This window comes from Actinosynnema sp. NPDC049800 (assembly GCF_040656635.1).
GTDB lineage: Bacteria > Actinomycetota > Actinomycetes > Mycobacteriales > Pseudonocardiaceae > Actinosynnema.
In genome coordinates, this window is sequence record NZ_JBFAMT010000008.1 from 117,891 (window position 1) to 144,362 (window position 26,472).

25 protein-coding genes are annotated in these 26,472 nt (G+C 73.9%); 13 read left to right on the top strand and 12 right to left on the bottom strand.

Annotated features, from left to right (window positions below):
- The first annotated feature begins 97 nt into the window (after positions 1–97).
- The 4 genes from AB0I91_RS12765 (at position 98) to AB0I91_RS12780 (ending at position 3,514) form a co-directional block, all read left to right on the top strand.
- Positions 98–472: a YciI family protein gene (locus tag AB0I91_RS12765; RefSeq protein WP_498778688.1), complete on the top strand. Its 375-nt coding sequence runs from the start codon at positions 98–100 to the stop codon at positions 470–472.
- Positions 469–1,674, top strand: a complete 1,206-nt coding sequence (locus AB0I91_RS12770) for an RNA polymerase sigma factor (RefSeq protein WP_498778689.1) — start codon at positions 469–471, stop codon at positions 1,672–1,674. Before AB0I91_RS12765 ends, AB0I91_RS12770 begins: the two co-directional genes overlap by 4 nt.
- Positions 1,675–1,791: 117 nt before the next feature.
- The gene (locus AB0I91_RS12775) at positions 1,792–2,766 is read left to right on the top strand and encodes a hypothetical protein (protein WP_499636806.1); all 975 of its coding nucleotides are present in this window, start codon (positions 1,792–1,794) and stop codon (positions 2,764–2,766) included.
- A 31-nt stretch (positions 2,767–2,797) separates the two neighbouring features.
- Positions 2,798–3,514, top strand: coding sequence for an MBL fold metallo-hydrolase (locus tag AB0I91_RS12780; RefSeq protein WP_499636808.1), 717 nt, complete (start codon positions 2,798–2,800; stop codon positions 3,512–3,514).
- A gap of 18 nt (positions 3,515–3,532) precedes the next feature.
- On the opposite strand, the gene AB0I91_RS12785 is transcribed toward AB0I91_RS12780, so the two are convergent.
- Entirely contained in the window at positions 3,533–4,819 is a 1,287-nt protein-coding gene (locus AB0I91_RS12785) for a hypothetical protein (RefSeq protein WP_498778692.1), read from the bottom strand.
- Between the two features lie 155 nt (positions 4,820–4,974).
- Between AB0I91_RS12785 and AB0I91_RS12790 the strand changes: the two genes are divergently transcribed.
- The 3 genes from AB0I91_RS12790 to AB0I91_RS12800 all read left to right on the top strand — a co-directional run bounded on the left by AB0I91_RS12790 (position 4,975) and on the right by AB0I91_RS12800 (position 8,067).
- A complete protein-coding gene (locus AB0I91_RS12790) occupies positions 4,975–5,883 on the top strand; it encodes a glycosyltransferase family 2 protein (RefSeq protein WP_498778693.1) in 909 nt (302 codons plus the stop codon).
- 117 nt (positions 5,884–6,000) lie between these two features.
- Positions 6,001–7,563 (top strand): hypothetical protein, encoded by a 1,563-nt coding sequence (locus AB0I91_RS12795; RefSeq protein WP_499636810.1) that lies wholly within the window; start codon positions 6,001–6,003, stop codon positions 7,561–7,563.
- Between the two features lie 141 nt (positions 7,564–7,704).
- The gene (locus AB0I91_RS12800) at positions 7,705–8,067 is read left to right on the top strand and encodes a VOC family protein (protein WP_498778725.1); all 363 of its coding nucleotides are present in this window, start codon (positions 7,705–7,707) and stop codon (positions 8,065–8,067) included.
- A 7-nt stretch (positions 8,068–8,074) separates the two neighbouring features.
- On the opposite strand, the gene AB0I91_RS12805 is transcribed toward AB0I91_RS12800, so the two are convergent.
- A complete protein-coding gene (locus AB0I91_RS12805) occupies positions 8,075–8,350 on the bottom strand; it encodes an ArsR/SmtB family transcription factor (RefSeq protein WP_230568548.1) in 276 nt (91 codons plus the stop codon).
- Between the two features lie 119 nt (positions 8,351–8,469).
- Between AB0I91_RS12805 and AB0I91_RS12810 the strand changes: the two genes are divergently transcribed.
- Entirely contained in the window at positions 8,470–9,624 is a 1,155-nt protein-coding gene (locus AB0I91_RS12810; protein ID WP_498778695.1) for a site-specific integrase, read from the top strand.
- A gap of 344 nt (positions 9,625–9,968) precedes the next feature.
- Here the strand turns inward: AB0I91_RS12810 and AB0I91_RS12815 are convergent, their stop codons facing one another.
- From AB0I91_RS12815 to AB0I91_RS12825, 3 genes are read right to left on the bottom strand one after another with little or no spacing between them, the layout of a single operon-like run.
- On the bottom strand, positions 9,969–10,664 hold the full coding sequence (locus AB0I91_RS12815; protein ID WP_498778696.1) for a histidine phosphatase family protein: 696 nt from the start codon (positions 10,662–10,664) through the stop codon (positions 9,969–9,971).
- A gap of 9 nt (positions 10,665–10,673) precedes the next feature.
- Positions 10,674–11,498, bottom strand: a complete 825-nt coding sequence (locus tag AB0I91_RS12820) for an undecaprenyl-diphosphate phosphatase (protein ID WP_498778697.1) — start codon at positions 11,496–11,498, stop codon at positions 10,674–10,676.
- The gene (locus tag AB0I91_RS12825; protein ID WP_498778698.1) at positions 11,495–12,544 is read right to left on the bottom strand and encodes an LLM class F420-dependent oxidoreductase; all 1,050 of its coding nucleotides are present in this window, start codon (positions 12,542–12,544) and stop codon (positions 11,495–11,497) included. The genes AB0I91_RS12820 and AB0I91_RS12825 overlap by 4 nt, the downstream gene beginning before the upstream one ends.
- A 140-nt stretch (positions 12,545–12,684) precedes the next feature.
- Here AB0I91_RS12825 and AB0I91_RS12830 point away from each other — a divergent pair, with 140 nt between their 5' ends.
- Positions 12,685–13,650, top strand: a complete 966-nt coding sequence (locus tag AB0I91_RS12830; protein ID WP_498778699.1) for an aldo/keto reductase — start codon at positions 12,685–12,687, stop codon at positions 13,648–13,650.
- Positions 13,651–13,723: 73 nt separating this feature from the next.
- On the opposite strand, the gene AB0I91_RS12835 is transcribed toward AB0I91_RS12830, so the two are convergent.
- Complete coding sequence (locus tag AB0I91_RS12835) at positions 13,724–14,812, bottom strand: M48 family metalloprotease (protein ID WP_498778700.1); 1,089 nt, start codon at positions 14,810–14,812, stop codon at positions 13,724–13,726.
- A 170-nt stretch (positions 14,813–14,982) separates the two neighbouring features.
- Here AB0I91_RS12835 and AB0I91_RS12840 point away from each other — a divergent pair, with 170 nt between their 5' ends.
- Together AB0I91_RS12840 and AB0I91_RS12845 are read left to right on the top strand one after the other, a co-directional pair.
- The gene (locus tag AB0I91_RS12840) at positions 14,983–15,945 is read left to right on the top strand and encodes a YncE family protein (RefSeq protein ID WP_499636813.1); all 963 of its coding nucleotides are present in this window, start codon (positions 14,983–14,985) and stop codon (positions 15,943–15,945) included.
- Positions 15,945–16,157 carry a DUF5703 family protein gene (locus AB0I91_RS12845; RefSeq protein WP_498778726.1) on the top strand — a complete coding sequence of 71 codons (213 nt, stop codon included), beginning with the start codon at positions 15,945–15,947 and terminating at the stop codon, positions 16,155–16,157. Before AB0I91_RS12840 ends, AB0I91_RS12845 begins: the two co-directional genes overlap by 1 nt.
- A 397-nt stretch (positions 16,158–16,554) precedes the next feature.
- Here AB0I91_RS12845 and AB0I91_RS12850 read toward each other — a convergent pair whose 3' ends face one another.
- From AB0I91_RS12850 to AB0I91_RS12860, 3 genes are read right to left on the bottom strand one after another with little or no spacing between them, the layout of a single operon-like run.
- Positions 16,555–17,652 carry an SWIM zinc finger family protein gene (locus AB0I91_RS12850; protein ID WP_499636815.1) on the bottom strand — a complete coding sequence of 366 codons (1,098 nt, stop codon included), beginning with the start codon at positions 17,650–17,652 and terminating at the stop codon, positions 16,555–16,557.
- A complete protein-coding gene (locus AB0I91_RS12855) occupies positions 17,649–20,336 on the bottom strand; it encodes an SCO1167/SCO6262 family helicase (protein ID WP_499636817.1) in 2,688 nt (895 codons plus the stop codon). The genes AB0I91_RS12850 and AB0I91_RS12855 overlap by 4 nt, the downstream gene beginning before the upstream one ends.
- A 24-nt stretch (positions 20,337–20,360) precedes the next feature.
- Positions 20,361–20,942 (bottom strand): PadR family transcriptional regulator, encoded by a 582-nt coding sequence (locus tag AB0I91_RS12860; RefSeq protein WP_498778704.1) that lies wholly within the window; start codon positions 20,940–20,942, stop codon positions 20,361–20,363.
- A 76-nt stretch (positions 20,943–21,018) separates the two neighbouring features.
- Between AB0I91_RS12860 and AB0I91_RS12865 the strand changes: the two genes are divergently transcribed.
- Together AB0I91_RS12865 and AB0I91_RS12870 are read left to right on the top strand one after the other, a co-directional pair.
- Positions 21,019–22,176 (top strand): winged helix DNA-binding domain-containing protein, encoded by a 1,158-nt coding sequence (locus tag AB0I91_RS12865; protein ID WP_499636819.1) that lies wholly within the window; start codon positions 21,019–21,021, stop codon positions 22,174–22,176.
- Positions 22,173–23,096 (top strand): GNAT family N-acetyltransferase, encoded by a 924-nt coding sequence (locus tag AB0I91_RS12870; RefSeq protein ID WP_499610362.1) that lies wholly within the window; start codon positions 22,173–22,175, stop codon positions 23,094–23,096. The genes AB0I91_RS12865 and AB0I91_RS12870 overlap by 4 nt, the downstream gene beginning before the upstream one ends.
- A gap of 3 nt (positions 23,097–23,099) precedes the next feature.
- Here AB0I91_RS12870 and AB0I91_RS12875 read toward each other — a convergent pair whose 3' ends face one another.
- Genes AB0I91_RS12875 through AB0I91_RS12885 form a run of 3 tightly spaced genes read right to left on the bottom strand, consistent with a single transcriptional unit; the run spans position 23,100 to position 26,454 of the window.
- Positions 23,100–23,726: a TetR/AcrR family transcriptional regulator gene (locus tag AB0I91_RS12875; protein ID WP_499636821.1), complete on the bottom strand. Its 627-nt coding sequence runs from the start codon at positions 23,724–23,726 to the stop codon at positions 23,100–23,102.
- A 4-nt stretch (positions 23,727–23,730) separates the two neighbouring features.
- Positions 23,731–25,281 (bottom strand): hypothetical protein, encoded by a 1,551-nt coding sequence (locus AB0I91_RS12880; protein ID WP_499636823.1) that lies wholly within the window; start codon positions 25,279–25,281, stop codon positions 23,731–23,733.
- Positions 25,282–26,454 carry an FAD-dependent monooxygenase gene (locus AB0I91_RS12885; RefSeq protein WP_499636825.1) on the bottom strand — a complete coding sequence of 391 codons (1,173 nt, stop codon included), beginning with the start codon at positions 26,452–26,454 and terminating at the stop codon, positions 25,282–25,284.
- Positions 26,455–26,472 lie beyond the last annotated feature (18 nt).

A 26,472-nucleotide genomic window follows, 5' to 3' on the forward strand; every position in this document is an offset into this window, starting at 1 on the left:
CTCCGGTGGGGCACCCCGCTCGGGCGCCCGTCACGGGGGACGTAGAAGCTGGACGTCCGTTCTCGACATCCCCGGACCGGTTTTCCCGGAGGTTCTGGTGAAGTACCTCGTCCTGATCTACAGCAACCCCGACTCGCGCGCGATCTGGGACCGGATGGCCGAGGAGGACCGGGCCGCCGGCCTGGACGCCTACGCGGCGTTGGACGAGGAGCTGGCCGCCTCCGGCGAGCTGATCGTCTCCGAGGCGCTGGCCGACCCGGCCCGGACGACGCGGGTGACCGTGCGCGACGGGCAGGCGCTGACCACCGACGGGCCGTTCGCCGAGGCCAAGGAGCTGCTGGCCGGGATCTACCTGGTGGACGTCGAGACGCCGGAGCGGGCGGTGCAGATCGCGGCCCGCGTCCCCGAGGCGGCCCTGGGCCTGGTGCAGGTGCGGCCGGTGCGGCCGTCGCTGGAGGACTTCCTCCGGTGACCGCGATCGGCCCGCTGCTGCGGGAGCTCGCGCCGCGCGTGCTCGGCGCGGTGGTGCGCCACCACGGCGGCTTCGACGCGTGCGAGGACGCCGTGCAGGAGGCGCTGCTGGCCGCCGCCACCCGCTGGCCCGTCGACGGCGTGCCCGACAACCCCGCCGGGTGGCTGATCACGGTCGCCTCGCGGCGGCGGATCGAGCTGTGGCGCGCCGACACCGCCCGGCGGCGCCGCGAGGAGGCGGTGTTCGCCCTGACACCGCCCGACCCGGAGCCCGCGCCCGGGGTGGACGACACGCTGACGCTGCTCCTGCTGTGCTGCCACCCGTCGTTGACGCCGCCCTCGCGGGTGGCGCTGACGCTGCGCGCCGTGGGCGGGCTGACCACCGCCGAGATCGCCCGGGCGTTCCTGGTGCCCGAGGCCACGGTGGCGCAGCGCATCAGCCGCGCCAAGCAGCGCATCAAAGCCGCCGGCGCCCGCTTCGACCTGCCACCCGAGGACGAGCGCGACGACCGGCTCGACGCCGTGCGGCACGTGCTGTACCTGGTGTTCACCGAGGGCCACACCGCCAGCTCCGGCGCCGACCTGCACCGGGTCGACCTCTCCGGCGAGGCGATCCGCCTGGCCCGCGACCTGGCCGCCCGGCTGCCCGGCGACGGCGAGACCACCGGACTGCTCGCGCTGATGCTGCTCACCGACGCCCGCCGGCCCGCCCGCACCCGACCCGACGGCGCGCTCGTGCCGCTGGCCGAGCAGGACCGCGCCCTCTGGGACGCCGACCTGATCGCCGAGGGCACACGGCTGGTCCGCGACGCGCTGACCACCACCGCGATCGGCCCCTACCAGCTGCAGGCCGCGATCGCCGCCCTGCACGCCGAGGCCCGCGACGCCGCCGACACCGACTGGAAGCAGATCCTCGGCCTGTACGACCTGCTGCACTCCATCACCCCCGGCCCGATGGTGGCGCTCAACCGGATCGTCGCCGCCGCCATGGTCCACGGACCCGCCGTCGGCCTGGCCCGGCTGGCCGACGCCGAGGCGGACCCGGCGCTGGCCGGGCACCACCGGCTCGACGCCGTGCGCGCGCACCTGCTGGACCTGGCGGGCGACCACGACACCGCCCGCGACCACTACGCCCGCGCCGCCCGCGCCACGCTGAGCCTGCCCGAACGCCGCTACCTCGAAGAACGGGCCCGACCCGGGTAGCCGGCGTGCCGATGCGCCAACCACAACCCGCCGTTCGGCGGCTGGCGCGCCGGCACCCCGGCCGATGAGCTGGATCACGCGATGAGTCGGGGGACGACCCATCGAGGGGGAGTTGGTTTGTTCCTACCCGTGCCGGTGCCCGTGCTGCCGCCCAGCACCGCACTGGCCGAGCTGGCGACCGCGGGCGAGCACCACGCCTGGCTGGCGGGCACCACCGGCGTGTTCACCAGCCGCGCGTCCGCGCCGCTCGTGCTGAGCTGGACCGGCGAGACCTGGCGCGAGGAGCCCCTGCCCCACCTGCCCGCCGCGGCCAGCCTGTCCGGCGTGTCCGCCGCCGCGCCCGACGACGTCTGGGCGGTCGGCAACAGCGCCGGCCGCCCCCTCGTGCTGCACTACGACGGCACCACCTGGCAGGTCGTCGCCACACCCCGCATCACCTGGGCCAAAGCCGTCACCGCCGTCGGCCCCGACGACGTCCACGTGGTCGGCACCGGCCGCGACGCCCTGCACTACGACGGCACGACCTGGCGACTGCGCGCCGCGGTGTCCTCCGCCCGCGAAAGCCTCCACACCATCGCCGCCGCCGGACCCCACCACGTGTGGGCGGGCGGCGGCGGCCTCGCCGGCGCCGGACCCGCCACCTACGAGTACCCCGTGCTCGTCCGCTGGGACGGCACCGGCTGGACCGAGGTCGCCGGACCCCGCGTCGAACGCGGCCACGTCGCCCGCCTCGCCGCCACCGCCCCCGACGACGTGTGGCTCGGCCACGCCCGCGACACCGAAGGCCTGCGCGTGCACCGCTGGGACGGCGCCCAGTGGACCAGCGTCCCCCCACCCCGCGACACCGGCCGGCTCAGCGTGCACGGCGTCGCCGCCGGCTGGACCTGGGGCGTGCGCGCCACCCGCGGCTCCTTCGAGACCCGACCCGCCTTCCACCGCTGGACCGGCGCCGGCTGGACCGCCGTGGCACTGCCCGAGGACCTCGCCCGCGCCTCCGCCTCCCACGTCGGCCTCGCCACCACCGGCGCCACCACCTGGGCCTACCTGAAAACCGCCGCCGGCGTGCACGTGCTGCGCCACACGCTCCCGTGACCTCCCACCACACCCTGGGTCACACTGTCGCGTGACCTTCCGCCTCACCGTCCTGGGCACCGCCACGCCCTACCCCCGCCCCGGCAACCCCTGCTCCGGCTACCTGCTGCGCACCGAGCACACCGCCGTGTGGGTCGACGCCGGCCCCGGCACCCTCGCCGAGCTGCAACGCCACCACCGCCCCGACCTCCTCGACGCGGTCTGGATCTCCCACACCCACGCCGACCACGCCGCCGACCTGCTGCCCTACTACTACGCGCTGCTGTTCGCCGACCGACAACCGCACGCGCCCATCCCGCTCTACGGCCCACCCGGACTCGCCGACCGCCTGGAGACCTTCCTCGCCGGCGCGTCGCCCAACCCGGCCTCCGCCGCGTTCACCGTGCACGAACTGCACGACGGGCACCGCGCCGAGATCGGCGACCTCACCCTCACGAGCCGCGCCGTCGAGCACGGCCTGCCCGCCTTCGGCCTGCGCGCCACCCGCGGCGACGCCGTCTTCGCCTACTCCGGCGACACCGGCCCCTGCCAGGCCCTCGACGACCTCGCCGACGGCGCCGACCTGTTCCTCTGCGAAGCCGACGGCGCCGGACCCCACCACTGCTCCCCCGAGGACGCCGCCGCCGCGGGCCGCCGCGCCCGACGCCTCCTGCTCACCCACGTCGGCCACACCATCGGCACCGTCCACGCCGCCGAACGCGCCCACGCCCCCGTCGCACGACCAGGTGAAACATTCACGATCAGGTGATCCCAGGCGGGTGAAGTCTCACGCCTCCCGGACCGCGCCCACCCGCGCCAACCGACGCGCCAACGCCACCCCCATCCCCGCCGCCACCAGCAACGGACCCGCCAACTGCGCCACCGTCGCCACCACCACCGGCGACCCCGGCAACACCAACACCACCAACAACACCACCGTGCCCACCACCCACGACACGGTGATCGCCGACCGCGCACCCAACGCGATCAACGCCGGCTGCAACACCTGAGCCACCATCAACAAGATCGTCCCCACCCCCAACGCACCCATCAACACCCACGACAACTCCGCCTCCGCCCCGAAGAACACCCGCACCGCCCACGGACCCAACACCGCCGACCCCACCGCACCCACCACACCCACCACCAACACCCACACCGTGATCCGCCGCAACACCGCCCGCACCGCACCCAGATCACCCCGCGTCGCCGCCTCCGTCAACCCCGGCAACAACAACGCCTGCACCGGCGAGAACACGAACAACGGCACCCTCACCAGGATGAACGCCGACGAGAACGCCAACGCCAACGCCGCGTCCTGCGGCAACCGCGCCGTCACCACGATCGGCGCCACGTTCGCCACCGCCTGCACCAACAACCCCGCCAACACCAACAACGCCAAACCCTCCACACCCTCCCGCGGCCCCTCCCCGGCCACCACCCCACCCACCACCGGCGCCGACCTCGACCGCAACCACACCAACCCCGCCACCACACCCACGACCGTCCCCAACGCGAACGTCAACCCGAACACACCCGCACTCGCCACACCCACCGCCACCACCACGACCGCACCGAACAAACGAGCGAATCCCTCACCCGCCAAAGTCGCCGCATAACCCGAGAACCGCTGCATTCCACCCAACACACCACGCGCCAGGTAAATAGCCGCCGAAGTCACCACCGCCACCACCACCGCCACGAACAACGGCCACGACCCTTTCAACGACCGATCCACCAACACCGGCGACACCAACACCAGCACCGCCACCACGCCCAACGTCAGCACCACACCCTCACGACCCACCCGACGCACCGCCCCACCAGGCCGTTCACCCCTCGCCAACGCCCGCGACGTCGCATGACTCGCCTGCTGCTCCAACGCCGAGAAGATCCCCGGACCCACGATGTTCGCCAACAGGTAGAACGCCGCCACCGCCGCCGCGTCCACCGCCGACAGCGAATGACCCGCGATCGCCACGAACGCGTAACCGGACGCACCGAGAACCAACGTGCCCAACCCCACGACGACAGCAGGGCTCAACCGACGCGGGGGCATGATGTCTGCGCTCACCGCCAACACAGTAGGCTGCCTCGTCGCCACCTCCTGATAGCCGGTATCCCCGGTGCTCGGGTGGAACCACGAGGGGCAGCGCGCAAGGGGAAGGGTCGTGGCAAGGGGATGGGCGTTCCGCACCGCAGCCTGATCGTCGGTCGTGCGAGGTGACCATGAACGGCATCGACATCATGCTCCCCCACTACGGGGACATCTCGTACCTGAAGACCGCCGTGCGCAGCGTCATCGCCCAGGACGACGGCAACTGGCGCCTCACCGTCGTCGACGACAGCGTCACCGACAACGAACTCCCCGAGTGGTTCGACTCGCTGCGCGACGACCGCGTCCGCTACCAGCGCAACGACCACAACATCGGCATCAACGCCAACTTCCAGAAGTGCCTCGAACTCGCCGAGCGCGACTTCCTCGTGGTCATGGGCTCCGACGACGCCATGCTGCCCAACTACGTCAGCACCGTCCGCCGCACCACCCAGCGCTACCCCGACGCCGACGTCGTCCAAGCAGGCGTCGAAGTCATCGACAGCGCCGGCCAGGTCGTCCGACCCCTCACCGACCGCGTCAAGCGCAACCTCTACGCCCCCGACACCACCACCCCCAAGATCATGGGCGGCGAAGACCTCGTCGTCAGCCTCCTGCGCGGCAACTGGACCTACTTCCCCTCCCTGTGCTGGCGCCGCGAAGCCCTCAAAGACCTCAGCTTCCGCCCCGGCCTCAGCGTCGTCCTCGACCTCGCCCTCATGCTCGACCTCCTCGAACGCGGCGGACAACTCGTCGTCGTCCCCGACCTCTGCTTCCAGTACCGCCGCCACGACGCCAGCGTCTCCTCCTCCCTGGCCTCCCTCGGCGGACGCTTCACCGAAGAACACGACTTCTTCCTCGACGTCGCCCGACACATGGACGACATCGGCTGGCACCGCGCCGCCAAAGCCGCCCGCCTCCACCTCTCCTCCCGCCTCCACGCGCTGCTCCTGCTCCCCGGAGCCGTCAGCTCCAGGCAGACCGCCAGCGCCAAACTCCTCGTCCGCCACGCATTCGGAACCACCAAACCCGTGAGGAAGTGATCGACGGTGCTGTCGACCGCGCCAGAACACACGCCGCGGCCCAGCCCCGAGCACACCCCGCCGCCGCCCCACACCGCACAACCCCGCCGAGGATGGCTCTTCGCCGCCGAAGCCGTCGTGTCCGTGGCCGCCGCCGCGCTGATGGTGCTCCTCGCCCGCGGCATCGAGGTCAACCCCCTCGACCGGATCGGCCAGATCAGCGGCCTCGCCGCACTCCAACTCCGGTTCGCCCTCATCGCCGTCGTGCTGCTGGCCCTCGCCATCGTCACCGCACGCGTCCGCTGGGTCGCCCACGCCCCACTCGCCCGCAGGATCGCCGCCGCCACCGCGGCCGGCCTCTACGGCGGACTCGTCGCCGGCGCCGTCCTCGTCGCCCTCCGCGGCGCCTCCTGGGGCCTCAACGCCAACGGCGGCGACTCCGGCGCCCTCACCCGCTGGGCCCAGACCCTCATCGACACCGGCACCATGCAAGCCGACTACCCACCCGGCTGGGTCCACGCCCTCGCCTGGTACTCCCAGCTCACCGACACCTCACCCGGCTACAGCCTCAAAGTCCTCCAGATCGCCGGCACCGCCCTCTTCGGACCCGTCGCCTACCTGTCCTGGCGACTGCTGCTCTCACCCCTGTGGGCACTCGGCATCGGCGTCGTCCCCGCCATGGTGCTCATCGACCCGTACAAGCCCTACACCAACCTCATGCTCGTCGCGATGGTCCCGCTCCTGCTCGTCCTGCTGCGCCGGCTCCGCCGCGCCGGCGACACCCCCTGGCGCGGCATCGTGCTGCACGGCATCGGCGCCGGCATCGCCCTCGGCCTGGTGTTCCTCCTCTACTCCGGCTGGTTCGTCTGGTCCGCACCCGGCGTGCTCATCTCGGCCCTCGTGCTGTTCCCCTGGCGCACCGGCCCCCTCAAGGGCCTCGCCCTGATCGCGATCACCGCCGCCGTCTTCGTCGCCGTCTCCTTCCGCCACCTCTTCGGCCTGCTCACCGCCTCCGGCTCGGTCAAGGACCGCTACTTCTACTGGGACACCTGGACCGAACCCACCTACCTCGCGATGTGGCGCAGCGACCTGCCCGGCAACACCGGACCCTGGCCACCACCCGGCGAACTCGGCGGCGTCGGCCTGTTCACCATCCTCGCCCTCGTCGGCCTCGCCGCCGCCATCGCCGTGGCACGCCACCGCACCGTCGTCATCGTCCTGACCTCGGTGTTCACCGGCGCCTGGCTGCTGCGCTTCTACTTCGGCTCCCAGATGTACGCCGCCGACGCGGTGCAGCTCTGGCCGCGCAGCACCGCCGAACTGCTCTACTGCCTGCTCCTGCTCACCGGCTTCGCCGGCTACTACGCCGTGCGCCGCTTCGACGGCGTCGCCCGCGTCCGCGACGCGATCACCTCCCCGTCGACCGGCATCGGCGTGCTCGCCGCGCTGCTCCTGCTCATCGCCTCCGCGGGCTCCTCCACCGGCGATCGGTACATGCCGCGCACCGACAACTCGCTCGGCTACCTCGCCACCAGCGCGCACCTGATCAAGCAGCCCGACGGCAGCTGCTCGGCCTACGCGCACACCCTGGGCAAGGGCTGCTTCGAGTCGACCGACCCCCGGTTCGGCGAGACGCTGCTCGAACTGGCCGAACTCGGACCCAAGCGCGGCGAGCTGCCGCACCCGCCCCCGGGCGGCTGATCACGGCACGTGACGGTGGGGGCGGTCGGGGAGTGATCCGGCCGCCCCTCGTCGTGTCGGCCCCTGTCCGCGCCGGGTGGGTCCGAGGAATCGCGGCCGGACATGCGGAAGTCACCCGGCGAGGTGAAAATCAAGATCGTGCTGAAGCTGACCGCGACGGTGCTCGACGCACCAGACGCCCAAGCCCTCGCCCGCTTCTACCGCGACCTGCTCGGCTGGTCCCCCGGCGCCGACGAACCCGGCTGGGCCACGCTGCGCCCGCCCGACGGCGGCGCCGGGCTGTCGTTCCAGACCGAATCCCGCTACCACCGCCCCACCTGGCCTGCGGCCGACGGCGACCAGCAGATGATGGCGCACCTGGACATCGAGGTGGACGACCTGGAGACCGCCGGCGCGCACGCGGTCGCGACCGGGGCCACGCTCGCCGAGTACCAGCCGCAGGAGAACGTGCGCGTCTACCTCGACCCGGCGGGCCACCCGTTCTGCCTCTACGTGGACGCCTGAGCCGGGATCACGGCGGCCCGATCGCCCGGGTGATGGAGTCCAGCACGCCGGGGAACCGGTGTTCCATCTCCGCGCGCCGCAGCTCGTGGGTGCGGTAGCTGCCCTGGGGCGTCACGCGCAGCACCCCGGCCTCGCGGAGCACCTTGAGGTGGTGCGACAGCGTCGACATGCTGACCGGCACGTCGAATTGGCCGCACACGATCCCGCCCGATCGGGCCAGCTCGGCCACGATCCGCAGTCGCACCGGGTCCGCGAGCGCGCTGAGCACGGTCGCGAGACGCATGTCTTCCACGTCCGGGTGTTGTAGGGCGCGCACGGTTTCGCATAGTAGCGACCACGGTCAAGTGGTCTATTAATCCACACTGAAGATATTAAGACTATCGACGATGTTAGGGTGACAAGGTGACCTTGCCGGAGCCGGTGCGCGCCGAACTCGACCGCGTGCGGCATGCACCGCTGGTGGACTTCGCCGCGCTGGCGCAGGTCCGCCGCCGGTTCGACGAGGAGCAGGCCGACGCGCTGTCGGGCTACCTGCGGGCCGCGCAGTCGGCGAACACCTTGCGCGCCTACCGCTCGGACTGGGTGGGCTGGGCGGCGTGGTGCGAGGCCGAGGGCCGGGTGGCGCTGCCCGCGGACCCGGTGGACGTGGCGGTGTACCTGGCGGTCGCGGCGGACACGACGAAGGCCGACGGCTCCCCCGCGTTCGGTCCGTCCACACTGGAGCGCAAGGCGGCGGCGATCGCCGCGGTGCACGCCGCCGGCGGGCTGCCCTCGCCCACGCGGTCGGACGTGGTGCGGTTGACGTTGCGCGGCATCCGCCGCACCCGGCAGACGCAGCCGCGGCGCAAGCGGCCGGTGCTGCTGGGCACGTTGGAGGCGTTGTTGGCGGAGCTGCCGCCGCCGGGCTGGCCGACGGGCGTGACGCGGCGGCGTGACGCGCTGCTGCTGCTCGTGGGGTTCGCGGGCGCGTTGCGGCGCAGCGAGTTGGCGGCGGTGGCGTTGCAGGACGTCACGGTGGACGTGGACGCGCGCACGCACGAGCCGCTGCTGCTGGTCGAACTGGGCGTGACGAAGACCGACCAGACCGGCGCGCACCGGCAGCGCGTGGTGCTCCCCCGCGGCGCGCGCAGGCCCACGTGCCCGGTGTGCGCGTACGCGGACTGGGTGGACGTGCTGACGGCGCCGGAACCGCGGGCGTTGATCGAGGACGAGGGTGATCCGTCGGCGACGCACCGCTGCCACTCCTACCGGCCCGGTCCGCTGCGGGGCCCGTTGTTCCCGTCGGTGAGCCGGCACGGGCGGCTGGGCGGCCGGTCGATGTCGGACCGGGCGGTGTCGGACGTGGTGAAGCGGTACGCGGCGCGGGCCGGGCTGGACCCGGCGCTGTTCGGCGGCCACTCGCTGCGGGCGGGGTTCGCCACGCAGGCGGCGCTGGGCGGCGCGAGCGACCGGGAGATCATGCGGCAGGGCCGCTGGACGAACCCGCGCACGGTGCACCGCTACATCCGCACCGCGAACCCGTTGGAGGACAACGCGGTCACCCGCCTCGGACTGTGATCAAGGGCGCACCGCGGGTTGTTAACTTCTAACACGCCCGGTTCTTCCGGGCGGGACCGGACGGGCTAACCGGTTAGGGCGTCGGCCCGCTTGCGCGGTTTGTTTCCGCGGTGTTTCCACGTGCGTTGAGCTGCGGTTTTGGTCGCTTCATCGGCGTGGGTGTGCGTGCTGACCTGCGCAGGCGACCCGACGCCGCCGGACGTCCAGCCCGCGGGAGGGCGTTCACCCGCGCCGTCGCGCCAATACGATCGTCTTCACGAGGCCGCCCGCCCCGGCCAAGCGCACCGTGGCCCCCGGACTACCCTGCACTGTCCGGGGGCCACGCGCTGCTCGCACCGCCCGCGTCAGGCGCCGGTCGCCCCGCCCACGACGGCGTCGGAGGACGGCGGCTCCTCGGTCTTCTCCGGCGGTGGCGCCAGCACGGACAGGTCGCCGCCGTTGTCGTTGACCCGCAGCACGAACGGCCGGGTCTCGGTGTACTGCACGACCGACACCGAGGCGGGGTCGACGACGATGCGCTGGAACCCGTCCAGGTGCACGCCGAGCGCGTCGGCGAGGACGGCTTTGATGACGTCGCCGTGGCTGCACGCGAGCCACACGGCGCGGGGCCCGTGCTCGGCGGTGACGCGGGCGTCGTGCGCCCGGATCGCGGCCACGGCGCGCGCCTGCACGGTCGCGAGCCCTTCGCCGTCGGGGAACACCGCCGCGGACGGGTGCTGCTGCACGACCGACCACAGGGGTTCGGCGACCAGCTCCTTGATCTCGCGCCCGGTCCACTGGCCGTAGTCGACCTCGGCGAGGTCGGGTTCGACGACCGGGTCGAGGCCGAGCCGGTCGAGCAGGGGCGCGAGGGTCTGCCGGCAGCGTTCCAGCGGGGAGGTCACCACCGCGGCCACGGGCACGCCGGCGAGCCGGTCGACCAGGGCCGCGGCCTGCTCCACGCCCCGGTCCGAGAGCGTCACGCCGGGTTGCCGGCCCGCGAGGACGCCCGCTCCGTTGGCGGTGGAGCGGGCGTGTCGCAGCAGGATCACGGTAGCCACGTGGCCACCCTATGTCGGGTTGATGAGCCCCATCGACAGCAGCCCCATCAGGACGATGCCGAGCAGCAGCCGGTACCACACGAACGCCGAGTAGCTGTGCTTGGAGACGTAGCGCAGCAGCCAGGCGATCGTGGCGTAGCCGACGACGAACGCGACGATCGTTGCGGCGATCATCTGCGGCACCGACGCGGCGTTGGGCTCGGAGCGGTCGAGCACGTCGGGGAGGCTGAACAGCCCGGCGCCGAACACGGCGGGCAGGGCCAGCAGGAACGAGTAGCGCGCGGCCGAGGCGCGGTCCAGGCCGAGGAACAGGCCCGCGGTGAGGGTCCCGCCGGAGCGGGACACGCCCGGGATCAGCGCCATCGCCTGGGCCAGGCCCATGCCGACGGCGTCCTTGAGCTGGAGCTTGGTGCGCAGGTGCTGGGCGAACTGGTCGGCGAGGCCGAGCAGCAGGCCGAACACCACCAGCACGGTGGCGGTGATCCACAGGTTGCGCAGCGACGAGCGGATCTCGTCCTTGAACAGGTAGCCCAGCACGCTGATCGGGATGGACCCGATGATCACGTACCAGGCCATGCGGTAGTCCTCGGTCTTGCGCGCGGCCTTGCTGAACAGGCCGCGGAACCAGGCCGCGATGAAGTTGCCGATGTCCTTGGCGAAGTAGATCAGCACCGCGACTTCGGTGCCCAGCTGGATCACGGCGGTGAACGACGCGCCCGCGTCGTTGCCGAAGAACAGCGTGGAGACGATCCTGACGTGCGCCGACGAGGAAATGGGCAGGAATTCCGTGAGTCCTTGGACGAGTCCTAGGACAAGGGCCTGCAACCAGCTCAACTACCCACTCCTGCCAGATCCAGAGCTTCGGTCGCCGTGCGGAGCGCGGCGATCCCCTGCTCGAGATCTTGCAGCATGGGCGAAAGCGTCAGCGTGGTGACCCCCGCTTCGGCGTAGGCGCGCATCTTGTCGGCGATGCGCTCCTTGGTGCCGAGCAGGGACGTGCCGTCGAGGAAACCGAGCGGCAGGGCGGCCATCGCGCCGTCGTAGTCGCGGGCGAGGTAGCGGTCCTGGACCTCCGCGGCCTCGGCGGCGAAGCCCATGCGCACGGCGTTGTCGTTGTAGAAGTTCTTCTTCCGGCTGCCCATGCCGCCGACGTAGAGCGCCGCGTAGGGCCGGATCCGGTCGGCGCAGGCGCGCCAGTCCTCGCCGACGACCATCGGCACGGTGGCGGCGATGTCGTACCCGTCGAGGGTCTTGCCCGCCTTGTCGCGGCCCGCCTTGAGCGAGGCCAGCGCGTCACCGGAGTGCTCGGGCGAGAGGAACAGCGCGAGCCAGCCGTCGGCGATCTCGCCGGCCAGCTCGACGTTCTTCGGGCCGACTGCGGCCAGGTAGATCGGGATGTGCTCGCGCACGGGGTGCACGGTCAGCTTGATGGCCTTGCCGGGGCCGTCGGGCAGCGGCAGCGTGTAGTGCTCGCCCTCGTAGGAGAGCCGCTCGCGACGCAGGGCGGTGTTGACGATGTCGACGTACTCGCGGGTGCGGCCCAGGGGCTTGTCGAACCGGACGCCGTGCCAGCCCTCCGACACCTGCGGCCCCGACACGCCGAGGCCGAGCCGGAACCGGCCGCCGGACAGGGAGTCCAGGGTGGCGGCGGTCATCGCGGTCATCGCCGGCGTCCGCGCGGGGATCTGCAGGATCGCGCTGCCCACGTCGACGCGCTGTGTCTGCGCGGCCACCCACGCCAGGACCGTGGGCGCGTCGGAGCCGTAGGCCTCGGCGGCCCACACCACCGAGTAGCCCAGCCGATCGGCTTCCCTGGCCAGTTCGAGGTTCGCGGCGTCGTTGCCCGCGCCCCAGTACCCGAGGTTCAGTCCCAGTCGCACGAACCGAGACCCTACCGGCCGGTAACCTGGTTGGCCAGGTGACACCCCCGGCCGGTGCGTCCCGATCGTGACGGGATCAGGCCTTGACCGGCGCGTGCCACGAGCCGCCGGAATGTCGATCACCCTTTAGGCTCCCCCGCGTGGAACAGCGATACCTCGGGCGCAGCGGACTGCGGGTCTCCCGGATGGCCCTGGGCACGATGACCTGGGGCCGGGACACGGACGCGGACGAGGCGGCCACCCAGCTGCTCGCCTTCACCGAGGCGGGCGGCACGCTGGTGGACACCGCCGACGTGTACGTGGAGGGCGAGAGCGAGCGGATCCTGGGCGGCCTGCTGGGCGAGGTCGTGCCGCGGGAGGAGCTGGTGATCGCGACGAAGGCGGTGGCGCGGCGCAACGACGGCCCGTTCGGCGGCGGCGCGTCGCGCGGGGCCCTGCTGCACGCGTTGGACGGGTCGCTGCGCCGGTTGGGCGTGGAGCACATCGACCTGTGGCAGCTGCACGCGTGGGACCCGAACGTGCCGCTGGAGGAGACGCTCTCGGCGCTGGACACGGCGGTGGCGTCGGGCCGGGTGCGCTACGCGGGCGTGTCGAACTACTCGGGCTGGCAGCTGGGCACGGCGGCGGCGCTGCCGGGGCACACGCCGCTGGTGTCGACGCAGGTGGAGTACTCGCTGCTGGAGCGCGGCGTGGAGCGGGAGGTGGCGCCGGCGGCGCAGCACCACGGTGTCGGGCTGCTGCCGTGGGCCCCGCTGGGGCGGGGCGTGCTGACCGGCAAGTACCGCAACGGCACGCCGTCGGACTCGCGGGGCGCGTCGGCGCACTTCGCCGGGTACGTGGAGCAGCACCGCACGGAGCGGGCGGCGCGGATCGTGCAGGCGGTGGCGACGGCGGCGGACGGGCTGGGCACGAGCGCGTTGTGCGTGGCGCTGGCGTGGGTGCGCGACCGGCCGGGCGTGGTGGCGCCGGTGGTGGGCGCGCGGGACACGGCCCAGCTGCTGGGGTCGTTGGCGGCGGAGGAGCTGACGTTGCCGCCGGCGATCCGGGCGGCGTTGGACGACGTGAGCGCGGTGGAGTTCGGCTACCCCGAGCGACCGCTCGGCTGAGTCGCCGGCCGGCCCGTAGCGGAAGAAGTCGTACTGCTCGATCGTGGTGCCGATGAGGTGGGGTGGCCCGGTGTCACCCGTGTGACGTGGAGCCGCCGAGCAGGGTGTCGTCCACCAGCCGGAACCACTCGCGGACCCCGTCGAGCCGGTCTTCGAGCCAGGTGGCGACGTCGGCGGCGAGGTCGAGGGCGCGGGGCGTGCGGACGTGGCCGGCGAGGTGCTCGACGAGGGTCTGGATGCGCCGCACGGGTGGCGGGTGGTTGCCCGCGAACGGGACGGTGAGGCCGAGCTGGTCGGCGAGCCGGTCGGTGACCTCGTGCAGGAACAGCACCAGCAGCACCGCGCCGACCACGTACGGCTCGTGCGCTTCGAGCTCGCGGTGCCCGAGGCCGTCCAGGGTGCGCAGCATGATCGTGGCGGCGACGCGGTCGGCCTCGTGCTCGCGCGGCCAGCCGACGGACTGCGCGTCGAGCGCGCCGACCGGGGTGTGGGGGTCGGTGCGGCGGCGGGCGTGCCGCAGGTGCCCGGCCAGCACGTGCCCGACCTCGTGCGCCAGCGTGAACTGCGTGCCGCGGCGCGCCATCAGCGAGACCAGCGCGGCGCGTTGCCCGGACAGCTCGGGCAGCCGCCGCGCCTGGACCGCGCCGTTGCCGTACAGGTGGGCGTTCACGGCCTCGGCCAGGGCGTAGGTCGCCTGGTCGGTGCTCAGCAGGGGCGGGGTGCCGTAGTTCGGCAGCGCCCCGGTCATGATCTTCAGCACGGTGCCGAGCAGGTCCAGCAGCGAGGTGTTGACCAGCACGAGCACGCCGCGGCCGGGCACGGGGACGCTGAGCGCGTCGAGGGTGCCGGTGGGGAACACGCCCGCCAGCACCGGGATGGTGACGTCCCAGCCCGCGGTGCGGGCCAGGTGCAGCACCTCGGGTTGCAGCGCGTCGAGGGTGTGCTGCTGTTCGCGCAGGTGGGCGGGTCGGTAGGCGGCGGGCCTGACCCGCACCTCGACCAGGCGGGCGAGCAGGGCGGGCGGCGGCTCGGCGGCCACCTGGGTCCACGTGTGGTAGCGCGCGGCGGTGTCGCCGGGGTGCGCCGGCGGGTCGAGGTGGTCGGCCACCCGCCGGTCCCGCAGCAGTTGCACGTGCCGATCCCGCAGCTCCTCGACCGTCATCGCGACGCCTCCCCGTTCACCTGGGATAGTCGCCGGGAAGGGCTCGGAGGTACGGGTGCGGCGCGACTATCACCTTCCCAGACCAACGACAACACCCGCCCCCTGCGTGACGATGGGGGTTCGGTGATGGATGCTGGGAGGGCTGAACGGGTCGACTGGGAGGTCCGACGTTGCGCCGACTGGCGGCGGTAGTGCTCACCGGGGTCGCGTTGGTCTCGGGCTGTGCGACGGAGGAGAACCCGGCGGATCCGTTGCAGCTCGCGGCCACGTTGGAGCCCGCGCGACCCGCGGCGTCACCGGAGCAGGCGGGCGTCCCGCAGGGCCGGGTGGTGCCGCTGGGGCGGGCGACGTCGGTCGCGGTCGCGGGCGGTCGGGTGGCGGTGGCGCTGGCCGATCCGCCGTCGGTGGCCCTCTATTCCGCCGACACGCTGGGTGACCCCGTGGTGGTGCCGTTGCCCGGTCCGGCGGAACGGCTCGTGACCGTCGGTGACGCGGTGGAGGCGGTGGTGCCCGCCGGCGTCGTGGTGACGGTCCGGCCGGACGGCTCGACCTCGCAGCGCGCGGTGGACGGCGCCCCGGTGGACGTGGCGCGGGTGGGCGACCGGACGTTGGTGGCGCAGCGCGACCTGCGGCAGGTGTCGGTGGACGGGCACGTGGTGCGCGGCATCTCCAGCCCGGACCGGGTCGTCGCGGTCGGCGGCGCAGCGGTGGTGCTGGACCGGCCGCGCAGCGCGGTGTTCGACCTCGACCCGGGCGCCGACGGGCCGGGCGCGGGGTTGCGCGCGGGCGAGGGCGCGACGAACGCGGTGGCCGACCGGTTCGGCCGGGTGCTGGTGGTGGACACGCGCGGCGGTGAGCTGATGGCGTTCTCCACCGACCCGTTGATCATGCGGTTGCGCTACCCCGTGCCGGGTGCGCCGTACGGGATGGCTTACGACGGGGCGCGTGACCTGGTGTGGATCACGCTCACGGAGCGCAACGAGGTCGTGGCGTTCGACGTGGCCGGCGCGGAGCCGGTGGAGAGGCACCGGTTTGCCACGGTCCGCCAGCCGGACTCGGTGGCGGTCGATCCAGGCAGCGGGCGCGTGTTCGTCGCGTCCGGGGACGGCGCAGGGATGCAGGTGATCGGATGATGGGCGATGGGGTGGTCGACGGGGACTGGGAGTACCGGCCGCTGCGGCTGCCGGCCGGTGTCTCCCGTCGCACGGCGACGACGCAGCTGACGATCCACGCGGAGTTCGCCGGGTGGGAGCTGTCGCGGACGTTGTTGTTCGGTGACGGTTCGCGCAAGGTGTGGCTGCGGCGCAAGCGGTCGGCCGCCGTGATGCCGGGTGTGATCACCTAGGGCCGGTCCGGCGCGGGGTTCCCGGGCGCGACCGTCGCGGCGGTCGCGGCGGACCCGTTCGGCCGACCACCACACCTGTGGTACCACAGGTGTGGTGAAGCGGGCTCCACCTGTGGTTTTCTCCTGACTCCATCCGCTGTGGACGGTGTGGCTCAGGTCGGTGGCGGCGGGTTTCGATGAGCCAGCCGCCGAGTCGTAGCGCGCCCCGGTGGCGAGGCGGGCGGGGTCCGGCCTTCGTCGCGGGTGACCGGTCGTCGCGGGCCGCTCAGAAGTCGCCGTTGCGGGCCGCGCGGCTGGTCCACGTTGGACGGATTACCGCGTTCGAGGCCTGTCCCCCGTGGCGTCTTCCCCCGCCTCGGAACCCTGGCCGAGGGACGACCGTTGTGCCGAACCCCGGTCAGTCGGTGTCGGTGAGGGCGGCGGTGGGGTCGCGGTGCGGGGTGCCGGTGGGCCACCAGTCGCCGTCGGCGGCGCGGTAGGGGTACCAGCGGCCGTCGCGGCCGTAGCGGAGCTGTCGGTCGTGGACGGTCCAGCGGTTGCGCCACACGGTGGGTTCGGGCAGTTCGCCGCTCTCCCAGGCGGCGCGGGCGCGGGCGGTGTCGGTCTTGCCGGGTGTCCAGGGTTGTTCGAGGACGTCCAGGGCGCCGGCGCCGCCTTGTTGCCAGGCGCGGACGGCGCGCGGGTCGGCGTCGAGGCGCTCGCGCAGGGCGGGGTGGGTGGCGGCCATCCGGATGTGGTCGCGGCGGTCGTCGGGCGCGGGCCACCGGCCGGTGGCGAGCACCTCGCGGGCCTTGGCGGCGGCGTCGGCCACGAGCAGCCGCAGCACGTCGACGTCGAGGCCGGGCGCGGGTTCGAACTCGGGCAGGGGGCCGAGTTCGCCGGGCGGCGGGTCGTCGGGCAGGTCCGGGACGGGTCGGGCGTAGGCGGTGGTGGCGAGGACGCCGGTGGTGGGTCGGGCGCCGGCGACGACTTCGTCCTGGTCCCGTCCGCGCAGGAGCAGCAGGACCCACGGGTCGGCGTCGAGCAGCCAGGACGCCTGGTGGCACAGGGCGGCGGCGTGGCGGCAGGGCAGTTCCCAGCCGGGGCACGTGCACTCGGGGTCGAGGTCGCCGATGCCGGGCAGGAGCGGCACGCCCGCGTCGGCGGCGGCCTCGGCGAGCTCGCGGGGCATCTCGCGGTCGAGCAGCGCGGCGAGGTGCCCGGCCTTGGCGGCGATCTGGCCGAGGAACCGGTTCCACTCGGCGTCGGTGAGCGGGGTGAGGTGGACGGAGGTCTGGTAGGTGTCCTCGGTGTCGTAGACGGTGGCGGCGAGGCGGCCGGGGCTCACGGTGATGGTGCCGACGAGCCCGGCGTGGGCGTACTTGCGTCCCTGTCGCAGCGGCGCCTGGTCCAGCGAGGTGTCCTCCAGGGCCTGCAGCCACGCCTTGCCCCACCAGGAGCCGGCGCGGCGCACGCCCTTGCCGAACGCGGGGAAGCCTTTGACGCGATCGCTCATGTGCCGCTCCGGAGTTCGACGAGGTTGCCCAGTTCGTCGTCGGACAGTTCGGTGAACGCGGCGTCGCCGCGGGACAGGACGGAGTCGGCGAGGTCGCGCTTGGCGCGCAGCATCGCGGCGATGCGGTCCTCGATGGTGCCTTCGGCGATGAGCCGGTGCACCTGCACGGGCCGGGTCTGGCCGATGCGGTGCGCGCGGTCGGTGGCCTGGTCCTCCACGGCGGGGTTCCACCACCGGTCGTAGTGCACGACGTGGTCGGCGCGGGTGAGGTTGAGGCCGGTGCCCGCGGCTTTGAGGGAGAGCAGGAACACCGGGCACTCGCCGTCCTGGAAGCGGCGCACCATGTCCTCGCGGGCGGGGACGGGCGTGCCGCCGTGCAGGAGTTGGCTGGGGATGCCGCGGCCGGCGAGGTGGCGTTCGATGAGGCGGGCCATGGCGACGTACTGGGTGAACACGAGCACCGCGCCGTCCTCGGCGAGGATGGTGTCGAGCAGTTCGTCGAGCAGTTCGAGCTTGCCCGACCGGCCGGCGAGCTTCGGCGAGGTCTCCTTGAGGTACTGGGCGGGGTGGTTGCAGACCTGCTTGAGGCCGGTGAGGAGTTTGACGATCCGGCCGCGGCGGGCGATGCCGTCGGCTTCGCGGACCTCGGCCATGAGCTCGCGCACGACGGCCTCGTAGAGCGCGGCCTGTTCGCGGGTGAGGGCGACGGGCTGGTCGGTCTCGGTCTTGGGCGGCAGTTCGGGCGCGATGCCGGGGTCGGTCTTGCGGCGGCGCAGCAGGAACGGCCGCACGAGCCGGGCGAACCGCCGCGCGGCCTCCTGGTCGTGGTCGGCTTCGATGGGGCCGGCCCAGCGCGCCTTGAACTGGGCGGCGGTGCCGAGCAGGCCGGGGGTGGTCCAGTCGAGGATCGCCCACAGCTCCGAGAGCGTGTTCTCCACCGGGGTGCCGGTGAGGGCGACGCGGGCGCGGGCGGGGATGCGGCGCAGGGCCTTGGCGGTGTCGGAGGCGGGGTTCTTCACGTGCTGGGCCTCGTCGGCGACGACCAGGCCCCAGTCGACGTCGGCGAGCCGGTCGGCGTCCAGGCGCATGGTGCCGTAGGTGGTGAGCACGAAGCCCTCGTGCGCGACCTCGCGGCGGGGGCCGTGGAAGCGGCGGACGGGCACGCCGGGCGCGAAGCGCTCGATCTCGCGCTGCCAGTTGCCCATCAGCGACGCGGGGCAGACCACGAGGGTGGGTCCGGGGTCGCGCCGGTCGCGGTGCAGGTGCAGCGCGACGAGGGTGATGGTCTTGCCCAGGCCCATGTCGTCGGCCAGGCAGGCGCCGAGGCCGAGCGAGGTCATGCGGTCCAGCCAGCGCAGGCCGTGCAGCTGGTAGTCGCGCAGGGTGGCGCGCAGCGCGGGCGGCGCCTCGACGGGGTCGTCGTCGAGGTCGGCGAGGCGGGACTTCAGCTCGTCGAGCCAGCCGGTGGCGGCGACCTCGACCTCGACGCCGTCGACGCTGGTGGTGCCGGTCAGGGCCGCGCCGAGCGCGTCGATCGCGGTGACGGGTTTGAGGTTGCGTTCGCGGGCGCGGCGGGCGAGTTCGGGGTCGACCAAAGTCCAGCGGTCGCGCAGCCGCACGACCGGCCGGGTGGACTCGGCGAGCCGGTCGAGCTCGTCGGGGGTGAGCGGGTCGTCGCCCAGGGCGAGCTGCCAGTTCACCGACGTGAGCTGGTCCGGGCCGAAGAACGCGGGCCGGTCGGCGGGGCGTTCGCCGATGACGACCTTGGCCGACAGGTCCCGCACGAGGTCCTTGGGCCAGTGCACGTCCACGCCGGCGGCGGCGAGCCGGACCGCGCCGGTGGCGAGCAGGTGCTCCACGTCGGAGTCGAGGAGGGCGACCTCGTCGGGCACGGGCTGGTCGAGCAGCCGTTCCAGCGGCGACCAGGCGCGGGCGGCGCGGCGCAGGGCGACCGTGGCGTCGGCCCGGGACCGCTGGTTGGCCGACGCCCAGAGCTCGGCGGCGTCGACCACGCGGGCGGGGTCGGCGAGGCTGTGGACCTGCACGACGGCGCGGAACGGGCCGAAGCCCTCGATCCGCAACGAGATGCGCACGCCCTGGTCGGCCCAGTCGCGCAGGTGCGGCACCCGCTGCGGCGCGGTGGCGGCGAAGGCGGACGCGCCGGCGGCGTGCACGGCCGCCGCGCCGCGCGGCATGGTGTCGGCGACGGCGTCGAGGAACGCGCGCAGCAGCGGTTCGGCGTCGGGCAGTTCGAGCGGCTCGCGGCCCGGCAGCGGCACGGCCCGGGCGTGCGCTGGCATCGCGTCGGCCAGGTCCCGCACGCGGGCGTGGTCGGCGGCGTCGAGCGGACCGAGCAGCCAGGCGTCGAAGTCGCCGTCGGTGACCGCGGGCCGCACCCGACCTCGTGCGACGAGCTGCAACGCCACGACGACGGCCGCGCCCCAGAACGCCGCGGCGGGGTGGGCGTGCGGTGTGCGGCGGGCGCGGCTGAGCAGCGGCACGGCCTCGGCCACGGGCAGCCGCAGCGCGGGCACGGTGCGCGCGGCGCCGTCGGGGGTGGCGACGGTGAGCCGGTCGGAGCCGGGTGCGCCGTCCGGTCCCGGGTGGTCTTGAGCGGGGTAGAAGGCGACGGTGGACGTGCGTGGCGGGTCGGCTGCCTCGAAGACGGCCGCGTACCGCTCCAACCCTGTGTTCAGCGTTCCCCCTCGCTACTCAAGTTTGAGTATAACCCAGCTGCCGGGTGCGCCGGGCGATCCCGGCTCGCCCGCCATGGGGTAGGCGCCCGCTTCGAGGCGTTCGACCAGGCCCCGCGTCCACTCCGCCCCGCTGGACGCGGTGTGCTCCCACAGCCCGAACAGCTCCTTGACGTGCGGCGGCTCGCCCCACTCCCCCGCCTGCCCGCGTGCCGCGTCCCGCCGCGCCTCCAACGCGGTCAACCGCTCGGTGAGCAGCGCGACGGCCTCCTCCCGCGACAGCGACGGCAGCAACGCCAGCCCGGCGGCCAGCAGGTCGGGCCGCGTCTCCGGGCGGCGCAGCGCGTCGCGCAGCAGCCTCTGGTACTCGGCCTCCCCCTTGGGGGTGATCTCGTAGTCCGTGCGGCCCGGCGGCACGGAGTGGTCGGTCAGGCTGCCGTCCTTGGTGAGCTGCTTGAGCGCGTGGTAGATCGAGCCCCACTTGACGTTGGCCCACTCCCCCGCTCCCCACGACATGAGGTCGTTGCCGATCAGGTAGCCGTGGGCGCGCCCGTAGCCGCGCACCACCCCGAGCACCAGCAGCCGTGTTGCCGACATCGCGTCCTCGTCCAGCGGTGTCCGGGTTCCGCGATCCCGGTTTCGCCGATCAGGGTAGAGCGCCGAGGATGGGCCGGTGACCCTCGCCAAGATCGACGACGCCGGGCGGCGCGCCCGCCTCGGCGTCCGCCACCTGCTGTCCACCCGTGCCGCCGAGGTGGAGGACGTGGTCGACGCGGTCGTGGGCCTGCACGCCACCGATCCCGCCACGGTGTTCCTGTCCGCGTGCGCCCGCCTGGAACGGCCTTCGGTGGAGGCGGTGGAGGCCGCGCTCTACGAGCGGGGGACGGTGGAACGGCTGCTGTGCATGCGCCGCACGATGTTCGCCGTCACCGCGGCGACCGCCCCCGTGGTGCAGGCCGCCGCGGGCGCCGCCGTCGCCGCGGCGGAACGGCGGAAGCTGCTCGGCTACCTGGCCGAGGGCGTCGGCTGGGACGCCGACCGGCTCGCCGCGGTCGAGGACGCCACGCTGGAGGCTCTGCGGCAGCGGGGTGCGGCCACCACCGTCGACCTCACCCGCGACGTGCCGGACCTGCTCGACCAGGTCGTCGTCGCGGCCGGCAAGCCCTACGAGACCCGCCAGAACGTGTCCAGCCGCATCGTCCGCGTCCTGGCCGCCGAGGGCCGGATGCGGCGTGGTCGTCCCCTCGGCACGTGGCTGAGCACCCGGTTCCGCTGGGAGCCCGCCACGCCGTGGCCCGAGGTCGAGCCCGACGCCGCGCGCGCCGAACTGGCCCGCCGCTGGCTCGCCTCCTACGGGCCCGGCACCGAGGCCGACCTCAAGTGGTGGACCGGCTGGAACCTGGGGCACACCCGCAAGGCCCTCGCCGCGGCGGGCGCCGTCGCGGTGAAGCTGTCCACCGGCCCCGGCTACGCCCTGCCCGAGGACCTCGACCCCGTCGAGGACCCGCCGCCGTGGGTCGCGCTGCTGCCGGCACTGGATCCGACACCGATGGGGTGGCAGGCTCGCGGCTGGTACCTCCCCGACCGGCACCGGCCACGCCTGTTCGACACGGCGGGCAACGTGGGTCCCACCGTGTGGTGCGACGGCGCGGTCGTCGGCGGGTGGGCCCAACGCGCCGACGGCGGACTGGTGTGGGAACTCCTCGAGGACGTCGGCGCGGATGCGGAGGCAGCGATCGCCCGGGAGGCGGACCGGTTGGCGTCCTGGCTCGGCGGGGTGCGCGTGATCCCCCGCTTCCGGACACCGTTGGAGAAGGAGTTGGCGACATGATCCTGTTGCGGAAGGTGGACGACTGCGCGGTGGAACGGCTGCTCGGACTCGCGGTGGCCGACACCGACCCGGGCGACGTGATGCCACCGGGCTGGACGGTCGACCGGCCCGACGAGTTCCGCGAGTTCTACCGCGGTTTCCAGGACGACGCCTACGAGATCGTGGAGGACGACCGCACCGTCGGCATGGTCCGGCTCACCGCCAAGGGCGAGACCGGCATCTGGGTCGCCCGCTGCGCCCGGGGCAACGGCATCGGTCTCGCCGCGCTGCGCCGCGTGGTCGAGGAGGCCTCCAGACGCGGCGTCACCACGATCGTCGCCGACACCACCACCGACAACGTCGCCGCCACGACCCTGCTCCGCAAGGCAGGCGCCACCCTGGAGGTCGACGGCGCCCGCGTCTGCGCGCGCATCGCCGTGCCGACCGAGCCGTCGCCCGACCTCGCCGACACCGGCGAGCTGCTCGTGGCCTACCTCGACTTCTACCGCGACGCCGTGCTCCGCAAGATCGACGGCATGTCGGAGGAGGAGCTGCGCACCAGCCGCCTGCCGACCGGCTGGACGCCGCTGGCGATGGTCAAGCACCTGGCGCACGTGGAACTGCGCTGGCTGCGCTGGTGCTTCCGCGGCGAGGAGATCGCCCACCCCTACGGCAACCCGGATGTCAAGCGCGCCGAGTGGGTCGTCGAGGACGACGACACCACCGACCGCGTCCGGGCGTTCTACCTCGAGCAGTGCGCCCGGTCGCGCGACATCGCCGCCGAGGCCGCCCTCACCGATCGCGCCGCCCGCTGGAACCGGCCGGAGGTGCCGCCCGCCACGCTCGCCTGGATCCTGTTCCACCTGCTGCAGGAGTACGCGCGCCACGTCGGCCACCTCGACATCGCGCGCGAGCTCAGCGACGGCGTGGTCGGGACCTGACCGTCACGTCGCGGACCGGCGGAGCTTGGCGGCCAGCGCGCGGCGGGCGACCGGGCCGAGCTCCTGCACCACGTCGACCAGCGCCGCCACGCGCTCCAGGGCGTCCAGAGCGGCGTTCGCGCCGGCGGGGTCGACGCCCTCGAAAAGCTCCAGGCCGATGAACCCGGCGCACACGGCGCGGGCGAGCCCGGCGGTGTCCACCAGGTCGGCCACCGGCGAGTCGGCCAGCAGCCGGTCCAGGGCCCGTTCGACCGGCCGGATCCACAGCTCCAACGCCGCGGACGTCGCCTTGGCCAGCGCCGGGTCCGCCTGCGCGCCGGCGAGCACCTGGGCGAGCACCATGACGTTGCCCAGCGAGCGTTCCTCGGCGTGCAGCCGCCGGCCGAGGTCCAGCAGCTGCCGCAGGTCGGCGACCTCGTCCAGCCGGGCCGCGAACGGCGCCACCCTGGCCTCGGTCGCGGCCAGGCACGCCGCTTCCAGCAGCTCGTGCACGCTGCCGAAGTGGTAGAACACCAAGGCCTGGTTGACGCCGGCGGTGGCGGCGATCGTGCGCGCGGACGTCCCGGTGATGCCGTGCCGCCGGATGGTCTCGATCGCGCCGTCGATCAGTCGCTGTCGGGTGTCGGCCATGTCATCACGGTAGGGGCGCGGCCGCGCGGACCTCCGCCGGGCGTGCGCACAGGTAGGGCCGGGCGAGGGCCAGGGCGGTCGCGGTGAGGCCGATCCCGACGAAGACCGGCGCCAGGTGGCCCACGTCGGTGTAGCCGATGGCGCCGTGCACGACGACCGCGGGCAGGAACCCCGCGGCGGCGGCCAGGGCGAGCGACCACCACACCCACGCCTCGCCCCGACGCCAGCCCCACGCGCCGAGCAGCGTGATCGCGGCGGCCGCGGACATCAGCGCCCCGCCGAAACCCGCCCGGTCGTGCGCGACGAACCCCGGCAGCCGGGGGTTGGCCGCCCGCAACGCCTCCGCCCCGGTCCGCAGGAACTCCAGGTCGGAGGTCACGAACACGTCCGACAGACCGACCGCCGACACCACCACCCCACCCGCGAACAGGCCGACCCCCGTGCACACCAGGAGCAACTGCCCGACCAGCGCCCGGCGCCACTCGTGCTCGGGCCCGTCCGGGCGCGCGGTCCACCGGGGGTCGTGCGGACGACGCCGGGTGGCGGCCAGGAACATCGGGAACAGCACCACGGCCGCCGCGGTGTGCAGCGGCTCCACGAACCCGACCCCGAGGAAGTAGAGCACCGTCGGGAACCCGACCCACCCGGAGACGAAGAACGCCTCACGGGCCCACGGCCGGCCCGTCCGCATGCCGCCACCCGCCAGGCCCACGTAGAGCACGCCGATCGCGATCATCGTGCCCGCCATGGTGATCCGGTCGTGCTGCAGGAAGTGCACCAGGTGGTGGTTGATCCCGTGCAGCCCGGCCACGTCCGCGCCGAGGAAACCGCGGTCGTACCACAGCAGCACCGGACCGAGGGTGATCGCGGCGGCGCCCGAGCCCGCGACGATCATGCCCAGCCCGACCAGCACACCCCACCACCACGCCGGCCACCGCCGGGGATCACGGCCGACGTCGCGCACCGACGGCGCCGGACCGGTGGGCGTCGCCGCCTCCACGACCCGCGCGAAGAACCCCGGACCGGCCCGCACCAGCACCTCGGGCGTGACCAGGACCGCCTTGGCCGGATCGGCGAGGAGGTCGGCGGCACCTGCCGTGGACGTCGACGCCAGGTGGACCACGTGCGGATCGGCCCCGACCCGGACCGCGTCGACGTGCGGCGACAGCGCCTCCACCACGGCCTGCCCAGTCGCCCGCACCACCACCGGCACCCGTCGGCCCGCGACGGCCTCACGCACCACGTCGACGTCCGCGGGCCCGACCGGCGCCACCTCGACCACCCCCGCGCCCAGCAGCGGCAACGCCCGCACCGCGTCCCGCGCCGCACCCGGCGGCACCACCGCGCCCAGCCGAACGCGCACCGGGACGCCGGCGACCACGCCGGCCAGCCGCGACGGCGGATGACGGTGCCCGAACCCCCACGACACCAGCCTGCCGCCGCCGGGCCACGACCCGACCGTAGCCAACGTCCGCAACGCGACCCGCCGGGAGCGAGGGGTCCCCAGCAGCGCGGCGGCGATCCCGCGCAGCGGGTGGTAGGTCCAGTCCGGCATTCAGCGCCCCGCGCCCGCCGGCACGCCGGGTGGCGTCCACCCGAGGACCGGCGCCATGGCCCGCAGCGTCACGGAGGCCGGGGTCAGCCTGGCGGCGAGATCACGCGCCGCCACCGCGGGCGGCCACGACCACCGGGCCAGCCGGCCCAGCCGCGCCGAACGCCGCACCACCCTCCGGGTCCGCGGCCCCCGCACCCGGTCGTAGCGCACCAGCGCCGAACCCACGCTCGCGTCCTCGGAGACCAGGCAGTCGGCCAGCACGACCGCGTCCTCCAAGGCCTGACCCGCGCCCTGCCCCAAGGCCGGGTCCATCGCGTGCGCCGCGTCCCCCGTCAACACCACCCGGCCGCGCACGCAGCTCGTCAACGGCGGCAGGACGTGCACGTCGTGGCGGACCACACCGCCCTCCGGCACCGCCGCCAGCAGCGCGGGCACCGGGTCCGGCCAGTCGCCGAACCGGTCGCGCACGGCGGCCAATTCACCGTCGGCGGCGACCCCGCCGGCCGGCACCGCCGCCGTCCCGAAGCAGTAGAACCGCCCACCCGGCAGCGCGGTGAACCCGAACCGCTCACCGCGACCCCAGATCACCGCGCCCTCCCCCGGCGGCTCGGCGACGGGCTCGGTGATCATGCGCCACGCCGTGCACCCCGCGTAGCGCGGCGCCCGCGCGTGCGGCCACCACTGCCGCCGCACCCCGCTGTGCACACCGTCCGCGCCGACCACCAGGTCCGCCCGCACGACCCCGCCCCGGTGCTCGACCACCATCGCGTCACCGTCCGACCGCACCGCGGACACCTCGCTGTCCGACCGCAGGCACCCCGGCGGCAACGCCTCCGCCAACGTGCGGACCAGGTCCGCCCGGCGCACCACGACCAGCGGCACGCCGTGCCGCCGCGTGATCTCGGCGTTGTCCAGCCGCGACAGCCACCGGCCGGAGCGGCCGCGCACACCGCCCGCCGTCTCCACCGCGCCGACCGCCCGGACCCGCTCCGCCACCCCGAGCGCCCCGAGCGCGCGCATCGCGTTCGGCCACAGCGAGAGCCCCGCGCCGACCTCGCCGAACCCGGCCGCGCGTTCCAACACCACGACCCGCCACCCGGCCCGGCGCAGCGCGACCCCCGCCGCCAGACCACCGATACCGCCACCGACCACGACCACTGTTCGCCCGACCACCGGCCACCCCCTGTTTTG